The following is a 12424-nucleotide window of genomic DNA, read 5'->3' on the forward strand; positions in this document are numbered from 1 at the left end:
CTTATGGACGGTCTTGCCGTACGCCGTGCCGAAAAAGGCGTGATGCCTCTCCTTGGCGACGTCTATCCCGACTATGAGGTGACGCGGGGAGTTCCTAATTTCGGTTTTGAGTTGCCTGAAAGCCTCGATCCTGTTAGACTCTTTTTGATTCATGAAAACCTCCTGTTTGGGTTATTTGGTGTGGCGCCTATATCCTAACAGGAGGTTTTTTTGTTTCAAGGAGAAAGATTTTTTGAGTTATAGTACAATTGGACCTGTAACCTCTTGTTCCTTCGCTATATAACGTCCCTAACACTACGGGGACATCCTTAATAAGTCACTAACTCTATATATTTTTGAAATCATAAGTTATTTTAAAATGAAATTAGCTTGATTGAGGGTGATTTCAGAACAAAAAAAGGCGGAGAGGCGGGTGAAATGCTTTTTGCTTCAGGCATTGGAAACGCGACTGGTTGGGACAAGTTGCAGGCCATCCACGATCTACTCGGATGAAATAAATGTCGCTACGCGGCCCTGGCAGCATAAAACAAAGACGCTGCCAGGGCCGCCCAACTACTTTGGGGGGCGTCGGCGGTCTAAGATGACTCTGCTCTGCCAATTTTTTAAAAAACCAAAGACAAAGACCCTGGATTCCCGGTAGAGACGTTTGGGAATGACGGGCAAAAAGCATGGACAGGCACGGGGGCCTGTCGCTACAAAAGCCAGGGCTCTCGGGATTGACGGGCAGGGAGACCTCGCCCCTACGCGGCCCATAGGCATTCGGGAATGACAGGTCGGGCGCGGCAAGCGGCGCCCCTGTGTGAGCCAAGCCCCTCGAGAAAGACCTCAAACCACGGAAGACACGGAAGGCACTGAAGGCACGGAAGTTTTCAATTCCGTGTTTTCCGTGATTTCCGTGGTTAAAGGCGAACGTACAAATAGGGTGTTCAGCTTTCAATCAACCAGCATGGTAATGGATAACCTACTGAATTTAAACCTCTTTAATATGCATTGTCACGCACAGCATGGGAACGAAAAAAATCAGCCCCGGGCGTTAAACCCGGGGCTGGATTCGGCTTGGGGCGGGCTTATTTTTCTTCGGCTTCCGTAGCCCTGGTGTAGGACTTGAGGGCGCACATGTCGCCGCACATGGTGCAGACGTCGCGCTCCTTGTCTTCGGACTGGTTGCGGCGGCTGCGGGCCAGTTCCGGGTCGATGGCAAGCTGGAACATCTTTTCCCAGTCAAAATCCCTGCGGGCCTTGGACATATTCAGGTCCCAGTCGTGGGCGCCGGGCAGGTTCTTTTCCAGGTCGCCGATGTGGGCGGCGATGCGGGAGGCGATGACGCCGGTGTGCACGTCCTGGATGCTGGGCAGGTGCAGGTGCTCCGCCGGGGTGACGTAGCACAGAAAGTCCACGCCGCTGGCCGCGGCGATGGCGCCGCCGATGGCGCTGACCAAATGGTCGTAGCCGGGAGCCACGTCGGTGGGCAGGGGGCCCAGGACGTAATAAGGCGCGCCGTCGCAGAGGCGCTTTTGGGTTTTGACGTCGCCTGCAATGCGGTGCAGGGGCACATGGCCGGGACCTTCGATCATCACCTGGACGCCGGCCTTGCGGGCGCGCTTGGCCAGTTCGCCCAAAATCATCATTTCGCTCAGTTGGGCGCGGTCTTCCGCGTCATGAATGGCGCCGGGGCGCAGCCCGTCACCCAGGGAGAGGGTCAGGTCGTATTCCACGCACATATCCAAAAGGCGGTCAAACTGGGCGTACAGGGGATTCTCCTCTTTATGGATGGCCATCCACTCGGCCATGATGGCGCCGCCCCGGGACACCATGCCCATAACCCGTTCGCAGCCTGCCAAGGTTTTGACCGTGGACTGAATGACGCCGCAATGGACCGTGACAAAATCCACGCCCATTTTGGCCTGGTTTTCAATTTCGCCGAACAGGGCGTCGGCAGTCATTTCGGCCGTTCCTTTTCCTTGGCACAAGAGTTCGCCGATCACCCGGTATACGGGCACGGTGCCCACGGGGATGGGGGAGTTGTTCAGCACGGTTTGCAGCACTCTTTTAAGATCGCCGCCCGTGGAGAGGTCCATGACGGCGTCGGCCCCGGCGTCCACGGCAGCCTTGAGCTTTTCCAATTCTTCTTCCAGGTTGAAATGGCTGGGGGAGGTGCCGATATTGGCGTTGATTTTGGTTTTCAGGCCTTCGCCGATGCCCCTGGCCGGAATGCTCCGTCCTTTGTTGATGGGAATAATGGCGACTCCGGCGGCGATTTTATCCCGGATTTCCTCGGGAGTGTATCCTTCCGTTTCCGCCACCTGGCGCATGGCCTCCGTAATGCGGCCTTCGCGGGCCCAGATAAGTTGTGTCATGGTATTACCTCCAAAAAATAAAAAAGCCGTTTCCCAAAAAACAGGAAACGGCAGGGCTATTGAACAAATAAGCTCCGGCTCATTTCCCTACGCAGGAATTACCCTGGTCAGGTCTTAAGGGTTGCCCGAAGGGCTCTCAGTCAAGGAACACCCCTAATGAGTCTGGGTCAGTGTAGAAATCCTAACAATGCTTGTCAAGGAAATGTTGCATGTATATAAAGTTCCTTGACGGATCAGGCCTTGTGGCCTATTTTCTTATAACCATGCGTAGTATTGGCTTTTTCATTTAAACCGGCCAAGAATCGCCGGATTTTTTATTCGATATTATTTTCGGGAAAGGAAGCAGACAGTAATATGCAATATTCCATAGCCCTTGCCGGCAAAGGCGGCGTCGGCAAAACGACCATCGCGGGCATGCTGGTGAAATACATGGTAAGCAAAGGCAAGAAGCCTATCCTGGCCGTGGACGCAGATTCCAACGCCAATTTCAACGAAGTGCTTGGCCTGGAGGTTGAGGAAACCCTGGGCGGCGCCCGTGAGAAAATGAAAAAAGGCGACGTGCCTTCGGGCATGACCAAGGACCTTTTTATAGAAATGAAGATGGAAGAGGCCATTTGCGAGTCCGAAGACTACGACCTCATCGTCATGGGCCAGCCGGAAGGATCGGGCTGCTATTGCGCGGCCAACTCCCTGCTGACGCGCTTTTTGGAGCGTCTTGCGGAGAACTATAAATATTTGGTTATCGACAACGAAGCCGGCATGGAGCACATCAGCCGCCTGACCACCAAGGACGTGGACATTCTTTTGATCGTGTCCGATCCGTCCAGGCGCGGACTTCAGGCTGCGGGCAGGATCAACAAGCTGGCCCAGGACCTGAGCATCGGCATGGGCAAAAGCTATTTGATCCTCAACCAGGCTAAAGGCGAGCCCTCCGAAGCCTTGCTGAAGGTTATCGAGGATGAAGGCCTGGAGCTGGCAGGAACCGTGCCGGAAGACGAACTGGTTTACGACTTTGACCTCAATGGGCAGCCGACCATCGAATTGCCCGAGGAATCCGCGTCCCAGAAGGCGGTTTTTGCCATTTTCGACAAAATTATCGAACCATAAGGACTTTGCACGTTGGAATGTCCTTATAAAGATTTGTTCATATATTATATTCAGGGCTGCCTGAAACCCGAGTTGGAACTGGGTTTGGGGGACGATTTTTTAGGAAACTGGGAGGAAGACGGATACAGCTTTCTGTTTTTCTCCCGTTCAGCCCACAAGACTGTGTTCGATCTGGTTCGCACCAATCCCGGCCTGCTGCTGCTGCTGGACAATTATATAATGCCATACACCCAGTGGCAGCAGGACCACGATCAAATTCTGGATATAGGCGGGTTTTCCGTTTGCGCGCCCTGGTCCGATCATGAAACGCCTCCGGGCAAAACCAGGCTATGGATGGATCCCGGCGTGGTTTTCGGCACGGGTACGCATCCTACAACCCGGGATTGCATGCTGGCGCTGGAGATTTTGTACCGGGACGAAAAGCCCAGGCGGGTTCTGGATTTGGGAACGGGAACCGGGCTGTTGGCGTTGGCCGTGACAGCCTTGGGCGCCGAAAGCGTTCTCGCCGTGGACCTGAATCCTTTGGCGGCGAAAACCACGGCCCGCAATGTGGAATTGAACCACATGGAAGACAGAATCCGGACCGTGCGCGGCAGCGCTTTGGATTACGTGCAGGAGCCGGCCGATCTTGTGGTCGCCAATATCCATTTTGCAGTCATGAAGGAAATGGCGTCGGATCCGTTATTTTTGCGCGGCAAGCATTTTGTGCTGTCCGGGTTGCTGCGATCCGAAATTCGCGATATAAAGGATGCAATCAAGGCATTGGGAGCGGTAGTCCAACAGGAATGGGAACAGGAAAGCACCTGGTTCACCATCATGGGCAAGGGACCGGCTGGATGAAGGTTCTTCGCGCCCTGCCGTTTACGGCGTTTTCCATGGGAGGGATGAGCCATGTTCATCAAGTGCTGGGGGTCAAGAGGTTCCATCCCGGTTTCGGGTGAGAATTACCTGAAGTACGGCGGCGATACAACGTGCGTGGAGATCCGGAGCAAGAACGGCCATGTGATAGTCATCGATGCAGGGACCGGCATTCGCCGCCTTGGCAACCAGCTCATGGAAGAGCAACGCTTTGAATACGATTTTGTTTTCACGCACGCCCATTGGGATCATCTGATGGGCTTTCCTTTTTTTAAGCCCCTTTACGTCAAATCTGCAAAAATCCGCATGCAGGGCTGCCCGTTCGCCAGGCAATATGTGGAAAAGCTCATATCGCGCGTCATGGCGCCGCCCAATTTTCCCATCAGGCCCAACGCCATACAGGCGGAGGTGGAATACGAACCCGTCTGCCCCATGACTTTTGAGATCGACTCCATCACGGTCACTCCCATTCCTCTCACCCATCCAAACGGAGGTTCTGGCTACAAGTTCGAGGAAGACGGAAAAACCTTTGTTTTTCTGACGGACAATGAGCTGGATTTTCCCCATAACAACGCCAAGTCTTTTGAAGACTACCTGGAGTTCTGCCAAGGCGCCGACCTGCTGGTTCACGACGCCGAGTTCACCCCCAAGGAATACGAGACCACGCGCGGCTGGGGTCATTCCGTGTATCCCAGAGTTCTGGATCTGGCCGTGCAGGCGGGCGTCAAGGAGCTTGGCCTGTTTCACCTGAATCAGGACCGGTTCGACGACGACATGGATAGGATCGTGGAAGACTCTCAAAACATCCTGGCCGAAAAGGGCGCGGACATCCAATGCTCCGCAGTTGCCTGCGACCGGGTTTTCGAGCTATAATACTTTCTGAAAAGACATTGTATACGCAACTATAAACCGCAAGGAGATTCCTTATGGAACTGAAATCCGTTCGCCTGGAAATCCCGGAGGGAGCCAACATTATTGTGGGCCAATCTCATTTTATCAAAACCGTGGAGGATCTTTACGAAGTCATGGTGGGCTCCGTGCCCGGAGTGAAATTCGGTCTGGCCTTTTGCGAAGCCTCCATGGAATGCCTGGTGCGCACCGACGGCAATGATCCCGAGCTTATTGACGCCGCCGTCAAGAACGCCCTGGCCGTAGGCGCTGGCCACACCTTTTATCTGATCATGAAAGACGCCTATCCCATCAACGTCCTGAACGCGGTGAAGCGCTGCCAGGAAGTGTGCAGCATCTATTGCGCCACGGCCAACCCGGTGGAGGTCATCACCGCTGTGAGCGAGCAGGGCGCCGGCATCCTGGGCGTGATCGACGGCTTTTCGCCCAAAGGCGTGGAAAACGATGAAAACAAAGAGGCTCGCAAAGGCCTTCTGCAAGCCATCGGGTACAAAAGGTAAACCATGGAAGCATTGATCAAAAGGGCGGCCGAGGACATCAAGAACGCCCGGCTTGTGGTAGCCCTCACCGGAGCGGGCGTGTCCGTGGAAAGCGGCATCCCCCCGTTCAGGGGCAAGGGCGGATTGTGGGAGAAATTTGATCCCATGGAAATCGCCCACATCGACTCTTTTTTAGCCAACCCGGAGCGCGTCTGGAGAATCCTGGTGGCTGAAATGAAGGGGGTTATTGACAAGGCCAAGCCTAACAAACTGCATAAAGGCCTGGCCAGGCTGGAGGAGACCGGCAACCTGGCCGCCATCATCACCCAGAACGTGGACGGGCTGCATCAGGCCGCCGGAAGCAGGGACGTGATCGAGTTTCACGGCACCTTCGCCGAGCAGCGCTGCATGGACTGCGAGGCGAAAATTCCAACCAGCCAGGTCTCCTTGGAGGTTATTCCCCCCAGGTGCTCCTGCGGGGGCATGCTTCGGCCGGATTGCGTTTTCTTCGGCGAAATGATTCCCTCGGACGCCCTGTGGCGCTCCAAGGAGTTGGCCGAGCAATGCGACGTGATGATGGTTGTGGGCACCTCGGCCATAGTGGAGCCTGCGGCCAGCATGGCCCGCATCGCAAAGTTGGGCGGCGCCACCGTCATTGAAATGAACATGGAGCGCACCACGCTCACCGGCAGGGTGGCGGACTACTCTCTGTTTGGCGGGGCTGGCAAGCTCATGACCGGCATTCTTGAGGAGATGGGGATATAATCCCCGCTTTCGCAGCGCGGTAAAGTGAATGTTCTCGCCATTATTCAGGGCGCATTGGGAGACGGCGTCATGGCCCTGTGGGGCTTGCAGGCCGTTGTTGAGCATACCGGCTGCTCACTGACCCTGTTTTGCGCGCCCGGCCTGGGGGGGCTGGCCAAAAATCTGGGCCTGGCTCAAGCCGCCTTTCCCGTGCAGTCGCCCGAAATCGCTTCGTTATACGGACCTGCTCCCTCCCCCTGGGTGAGGGAGCAGATTCAAGCCCGCGACAGCGTACTCGTTTTTTCCTTTTCCCGGGACCTTTTCAGCGCCGTCCAATCCCTTTCGCGCCAGGCTTATTCCATTCCGCCCCGGCCCAAACCCGGCGAGCGGGTCCACGTGCTCGACCGCATTCTGTCTCATTTGCAAAAAGCCGGATTGGTTGATCCTGAAGCCGGAACCGGCTATTCCCATATGCTCCATGCTTTTGATTTATACGCCAGGGCCGGCAGGCCTGCCAATGCGCCGGTCCTTTTGCATCCGGGGTCGGGCAGTCCTCGAAAAAACTGGCCTTTGGAATCCTTTGGAAAGCTCTTTGACGCGTTGGAGGAAAAAGGAATTCCCGGGAAAATGGTCTTAGGTCCGGACGATCACGGTTTGGAGCAGGGGCTTGAGGCCTGGGAGCGCAAGCCGGAAATCCTGCGGCCCGAGTCTTTGCTGGAGTTCAAGGACCTTTTGACGGCGTCCAGGGCTTATGCGGGCAATGATTCGGGAGCAACCCACGTCGCGGCCATGCTGGGAGTTCCCGCCGCGGCGTTGTTCGGCCCCTCGGACCCGGTTCGATGGCGGCCCGTTGGCCCCCGGGTACAGGTTTTCAGAGGGGAATGCGAAAGCGTTCCTTGCTTTGAAACCAGGGAAAAAAACTGCCGGGAAGGAAAATGCCTGGACAGCATTGCTCCTGGGGAGATCCTGGAATTTTTGGAGTTGGCGCGGTATAAATAGGCGTCCGGGTTTTGTTGACATCCCGGCCAATCTCAGGCATGTTGGTCAGGACGGCTGCGTTGTCTTTTCAATTGATCTGAGTTGGAATCAGGGCGGGGATTCCCGCTTTTTTTTTTGTGGACGGTTTAAGGAATGTCTAAATCCATTTTCGCTTTGCGAAGCTCCATTAGAAATCCTGCTGGAAATCGAATGAAATGCCCTGAGTGCGAAGGGCGGCTTTACCTCAACCGATCTTGACGCGAGGTTAAGTTTTTTTGCAGGTCCTGCAAATCCCAATTTAATCTTGAACAACTTAGCGAACTTATGGACGACGACATAGAAGAACTATTGGCAAACATTCCCTGTGACAGGATCTAAGCCCGGCTTTCCATCAAAAATCGAAAATATGGGTTCAGTTTTTAACAGGCTGGGCCACGGGCGCTATCTGAGTTACAACCGTTCGGCCGCCCAAGGAGCCTCCCTGGAAAGATTCCTGTTTCAGGCCGCTACTCCGGCTTGCACGGCGTTTCGGCTTGATATGGCTTGATCCACGGCTTGCGCCAAGACCATGGTCTCCACCGGCTTTTCCAGATAAGCGGCCAGCCCCAGATCCGGGGCTTTCTGGCGTGTGACGGCCGCGGAATAGCCTGTGACCAGTATGATGGGAAGGTCCGGCCTGACTTTGAGCATTTCCCTGGCCAGATCAATGCCGGTGAGTTTGGGCATGGTCTGATCCGTGACCACGGCGTCGTAAGAATGGGGGTTTTCCATAAACAACCTTAAAGCCTCCTGGCTGTCCGTCGTCGACGTAACCTCATAGCCCCACTGGACCAGCGTCGCTTCCTCCATCAGAATAATGGGCTTTTCATCGTCAACCACCAGGATGTGCTTGTCGCCCGCCGCGGGCGCTGCAACCACCAAGTCGTCCAGGTTGACCTTGGCCTGCTCCTTTACAATGGGGAAGAAAACATTGAAGGTCGTGCCTTGGCCCCGCCTGCTGTCCACCTGAATCGCTCCTTTATGGTGCTTGACGATGCCGTAAGTGGTGGCAAGCCCCAAACCGTTGCCATGGCCGTCCAGTTTGGTGGTGAAATAGGGCTCGAAGACCCGGTTTTGCGTCTCCTGATCCATACCCATGCCGTTGTCCTTTACCGTCAAACGGGCGTATTTTCCGGCTGGGATTTGCATAAAAGCCGCCTCATGCTCAGGCACGTCCACTTCCTTTAACGTGACTTCCAGGACGCCCGCAGCATCCTCCATGGCGTGGGAGGCGTTGGTGCACAGGTTCATGATGACCTGATAGATCTTGGTCGGGTCCGCCATGACGGCGCCGCACTGAACATCGATTTCCTTGCGGATTTCAACGGTCGAGGGGATGGTGCTTCGCAACAGGCTTAAGGCTTCTTTGATGACGGGGTGGATATGTATGACCTGAGGCTCATGTTCAATCTGGCGGCTGAACGACAGGATTTGATCCACAAGCCTGGCCGCTCTTTTATGGGCGTTGATAATCTGGTCCAGGCTTTTATGAATGCGGGTTCCCGGCTCAGCGTCCCCCAGGGCGATTTCCGCAAACCCCATGGCGCCGAACAGGATATTGTTGAAATCGTGCGCAATGCCTCCGGCCAGGGTTCCGATGGCTTCCATTTTCTGGGCGTGGCGCAAGGCGGTTTCAGCGCTTTTGCGCTCTTTTATTTCGTGCTGAAGGGCTTCATTGGCGTAAGCCAATTCCTGTGTTCTTTCCTGAACCATTCCTTCCAACTGCACCATTTTCAGGGAGGCTTGTTTGGCCAACTTCCATTTTTCCGATAGTGCGGAGGCAAGCTGGGCCACTTCAGCCGCGTCAAAGGGCTTTTTCAGGATTAACAGGCTGTCCGTGCGGCCAAGGCGTTCTATGATTTCCTGCCAGGAATAGTCGGAATACGCCGAGCAAATAACCATCTGGACATGGGGATCAACCTGCCAAATGCGCTCAATGGTTTCCAGACCGTCCCAGCCCGGGGGCATACGCATGTCAACAAACGCGACTGCGTAAGGGTTTCCCTCCAAGATGGAGGCATGCACTTTGTCGAGGCCTTCTTTTCCCTGAAGGGCGAAATCCAGTTCGTATTTGTTTTTGTGCTTGCACTCCGCCGGGGCCTCGCCGAACAATTCCATTTCCATGGCGTCCAGGACGGAATTTGTTTCTTCTTTTTCCGTCAATATGGTTCGAAAGTCGTTGTGAATGTCCGAGTTGTCATCGATGATCAGCAGACGAAAGGCCTCATGAGCTGGAGCAAAAATCATAGTTTTTCACCTAACTGTTTGATATGTAATGAAAAATACTTGTGAAAATCGGTTCGGCCTTCTTAAGCGCGCACCGGTTCCCATTTCTATTTCGGCAGAATAGCGCATTTTCTTGAATATTGACATTTACTGAGATCATGGATATTTAGGAAATAAATTATAAAAAGGATTAAATATGGAAGAAAACGGGCAAGAAAAAAACATGACGGATGAGGAATGGGAAAACCGCAGGCTCTGCGTTGACGGCGGTTGCATCGGCGTCATCGGAGAAGACGGCCGTTGCAAGGAATGCGGCAAGCCCTATGACGAAAATCTTGATGAGGCTTCCTACGAAGCTGTTGAGCGGGAAGATTCCTTAGAACAAGATCAATCCGACGCCGCAGACGGGTATGAAGACGCTCCCGACTCGGATGATGACGCGGATGATGACGCGGATGATGCTTCGGATGACGGGTGGGACGACCGCAAGCTGTGCAGCGACGGAAACTGCATTGGAGTCATTGGCCCGGACGGCAATTGCAAGGAATGCGGAAAGCCTTACGATCCGGACGCCGAATAGGGCCTGTTTTCGCCAAATTTTTCGCTTTTTGAATATATGCGACTTGCCCGCGCATGGATGTGCGCAATTTGGCGCTGTAATACTCCTTTTTTTAACATCCTGCTTTATTAATCTTTTTGCCGTACTTGCAACGCCCTCCTATTCATAGAAATTTCTGACCGCGAAGTTTTTCCCTTTGTAACCCGCCCCTGAAATGCAACGACCTTCTACTTGCAGGACGGGAAACAAAAACCCTTGAATGAGGGCGGCGAGTTTGTTGATTTCATTTAGGTCCAAGAGTCTTTATGGCTCCTGCATGCGGCATCAATAATCCGCCCTGGGGCGCCGGCTGCCCGTGCAGTGCTGCTTTGTGCATTAGAGCAATACGGGGATTTTTACAATTCGTCGTACACCTGTAAAATCTCTTTTGCTTTGTCATAGATGACTTGGGAGACGTTGTTCTTGGTTTGGTAGTAGCAGTTGGTGTAGACGGCGAAATAGACGCCATTGACGGCGAATAATTGGGTTTGATAGCCAGGCACAGAGCCGTTATGCCCCTCTTCAGGCCCCTCGACCAACACGCCAAGTCCGTACGTGGCCTCCGGGTGGTCATCTACATGCATGTTCACCGGAATAAACCGCTGGTCAAAGGCGTCCTGAGTCAATAAGGCGCCGCTGGAAAGAGCCTCCGCCCAAATCAACAGGTCGGCAGGCGTTGAAATAACGTTTCCGGCGGCCCAGACTGCGCTAGGGCTTTGAATGGAGTAGTCGTAGAGCAGGCCGTCCGAGTCTTTTTCAAAATACCCGTGGGCGAAATCTCCGGGAAAGCCGGTCTGCACCGGAGAAAGAGTGTTTTGCATCCCCAGAGCGTCAAAGATGTTGTCCTGAACAAAATCCTCGTAATTCTGGCCGCTTACGGTTTCTATGATCAGGCCCAGGATAATGTAGTTTGCATTGGAGTATAAAAACGACTGGCCGGGTGTGTCGGCCAGCCCGCAATCCACGGCTACCTGGACCAGTTCCTCGGGCGTCCAGGCCCTTGTGGGATCGTCCACAATGGCCGTGAAAAAATAGTCGCCCTCGTACGGGCAAGCGACATAGTCTTCCAGCCCGCTGGTGTGGTTCAAAAGCATTCGGACTGTGATTTGATCCCCATCAACCGGGATCAGCCCTGGAAGTATGGACTCCACGGAATCGTCCAGTCCAAAAAAGCCTTGCTGATAAAGCATGAGCACGCCGCAGGCGGTAACGGTTTTTGTAACGCTTCCAATGCGGAAAAGATGCTGGGGCGTGAGCGGTGTTTGCGTTTCCAGGTCCGCCATGCCGGCTGCGTAGGAGAAGGTGGAGCCGTCTGCGTATCGGATTGCCAAAGCCGCCCCTGGGGCCTGATACTGCACAATGACTTCGTTGACCATGCGCTGCAAAGCCAGGGGCAACGGGTAGGGTTCAAGGTCATTGTCGTCGGAGCATCCGATGCTGAAAATAAAAATGGCGATTCCCATGAGGAAGATGATTTTGAATTTAGGCGATTTTTGCATAACAAAGCGTCTTTCCCGTTATAAGTTTTTATGGGACGTCAAGGCCCGCCATTCTGTCGGCATTGCGGCGAAGAAACGGCGGCTCCGTTGGGTAACAATAGGAGATCGGCGCCTTGGGGAATAAAATTGAGGCATTTCCCTGAAGAAATTTCATAAGCGCAAAGCCTGCAGGGCTTAAAAAAGCGGTATATGAGTTTATTTGTACAAATATATAGAATGTTGGGTGTGGAATGGGAATTCTTAAGCGAGGCGCAGTTTTGGGGATTGGCCGCAGGAAGAGCTCTTTCCCGGGTGAATCAGGAGTTGTTTTTCCGCCTGCAACTGGCTGCTGATCACCAGATCAAGCCCCTGGAGAAAGCTGCCTTGGGACGAAGACCTCACCTATATTCGCAATAGGGGCCTTGCTTTTGGAGGCGGCTTTTCTATATTTCCCCAGATCCGCGATTGATGGGGAGAAAAAAAATGAAAAACCCCGTTGTGCTTGAGAAAACAAGCAGATAGGATGGAGTTGACCACAACAACCTATCACCAACGGGGTGAAGCCATGATGACACAGACAGTCCTCCCTTTCAAGCTGGAAGTCACCAACGAGACAATCACCGCCCATGCCGGGTTGGTTGTGTTCGGCGA

10 protein-coding genes, 1 pseudogene and 1 riboswitch are annotated in these 12424 nt (G+C 54.0%); of the genes and pseudogenes, 8 read left to right on the forward strand and 3 right to left on the reverse strand.

The window, feature by feature from the left end; genetic code table 11:
- Window positions 1-1067: 1067 nt before the first annotated feature.
- Window positions 1068-2357 carry a phosphomethylpyrimidine synthase ThiC gene (thiC, locus tag BUE18_RS26630; protein ID WP_073479165.1) on the reverse strand — a complete coding sequence of 430 codons (1290 nt, stop codon included), beginning with the start codon at window positions 2355-2357 and terminating at the stop codon, window positions 1068-1070.
- Window positions 2358-2424: 67 nt separating this feature from the next.
- Window positions 2425-2522: riboswitch (TPP riboswitch) on the reverse strand.
- A 189-nt stretch (window positions 2523-2711) separates the two neighbouring features.
- Here thiC and BUE18_RS26635 point away from each other — a divergent pair.
- From BUE18_RS26635 to BUE18_RS28850, 7 genes and pseudogenes are all read left to right on the forward strand, one after another.
- Entirely contained in the window at window positions 2712-3464 is a 753-nt protein-coding gene (locus BUE18_RS26635; protein ID WP_073479166.1) for an ATP-binding protein, read from the forward strand.
- A gap of 33 nt (window positions 3465-3497) precedes the next feature.
- On the forward strand, window positions 3498-4304 hold the full coding sequence (locus tag BUE18_RS26640; protein WP_139264988.1) for a 50S ribosomal protein L11 methyltransferase: 807 nt from the start codon (window positions 3498-3500) through the stop codon (window positions 4302-4304).
- A 51-nt stretch (window positions 4305-4355) separates the two neighbouring features.
- Window positions 4356-5195, forward strand: a complete 840-nt coding sequence (locus tag BUE18_RS26645; RefSeq protein WP_073479168.1) for an MBL fold metallo-hydrolase — start codon at window positions 4356-4358, stop codon at window positions 5193-5195.
- A 53-nt stretch (window positions 5196-5248) separates the two neighbouring features.
- The gene (locus BUE18_RS26650) at window positions 5249-5731 is read left to right on the forward strand and encodes an adenosine-specific kinase (protein ID WP_073479169.1); all 483 of its coding nucleotides are present in this window, start codon (window positions 5249-5251) and stop codon (window positions 5729-5731) included.
- A gap of 3 nt (window positions 5732-5734) precedes the next feature.
- On the forward strand, window positions 5735-6475 hold the full coding sequence (locus BUE18_RS26655; RefSeq protein WP_073479170.1) for an SIR2 family NAD-dependent protein deacylase: 741 nt from the start codon (window positions 5735-5737) through the stop codon (window positions 6473-6475).
- A 24-nt stretch (window positions 6476-6499) separates the two neighbouring features.
- A complete protein-coding gene (locus BUE18_RS26660) occupies window positions 6500-7453 on the forward strand; it encodes a glycosyltransferase family 9 protein (RefSeq protein WP_139264990.1) in 954 nt (317 codons plus the stop codon).
- 249 nt (window positions 7454-7702) lie between these two features.
- A pseudogene (locus BUE18_RS28850) lies at window positions 7703-7810 on the forward strand (dual CXXC motif small (seleno)protein); the annotation flags it as partial.
- Window positions 7811-7930: 120 nt separating this feature from the next.
- Here the strand turns inward: BUE18_RS28850 and BUE18_RS26665 are convergent.
- Window positions 7931-9718, reverse strand: a complete 1788-nt coding sequence (locus BUE18_RS26665) for a response regulator (RefSeq protein ID WP_073479172.1) — start codon at window positions 9716-9718, stop codon at window positions 7931-7933.
- A 175-nt stretch (window positions 9719-9893) separates the two neighbouring features.
- Here BUE18_RS26665 and BUE18_RS26670 point away from each other — a divergent pair, with 175 nt between their 5' ends.
- Window positions 9894-10277, forward strand: coding sequence for a hypothetical protein (locus tag BUE18_RS26670; protein ID WP_073479173.1), 384 nt, complete (start codon window positions 9894-9896; stop codon window positions 10275-10277).
- A gap of 374 nt (window positions 10278-10651) precedes the next feature.
- Here the strand turns inward: BUE18_RS26670 and BUE18_RS26675 are convergent, their stop codons facing one another.
- Complete coding sequence (locus BUE18_RS26675; protein ID WP_073479174.1) at window positions 10652-11794, reverse strand: serine hydrolase domain-containing protein; 1143 nt, start codon at window positions 11792-11794, stop codon at window positions 10652-10654.
- Between the last annotated feature and the right edge of the window lie 630 nt (window positions 11795-12424).

The sequence above is a fragment of the Desulfatibacillum alkenivorans DSM 16219 genome (assembly GCF_900142135.1).
Classification (GTDB): Bacteria; Desulfobacterota; Desulfobacteria; order Desulfobacterales; family Desulfatibacillaceae; genus Desulfatibacillum; species Desulfatibacillum alkenivorans.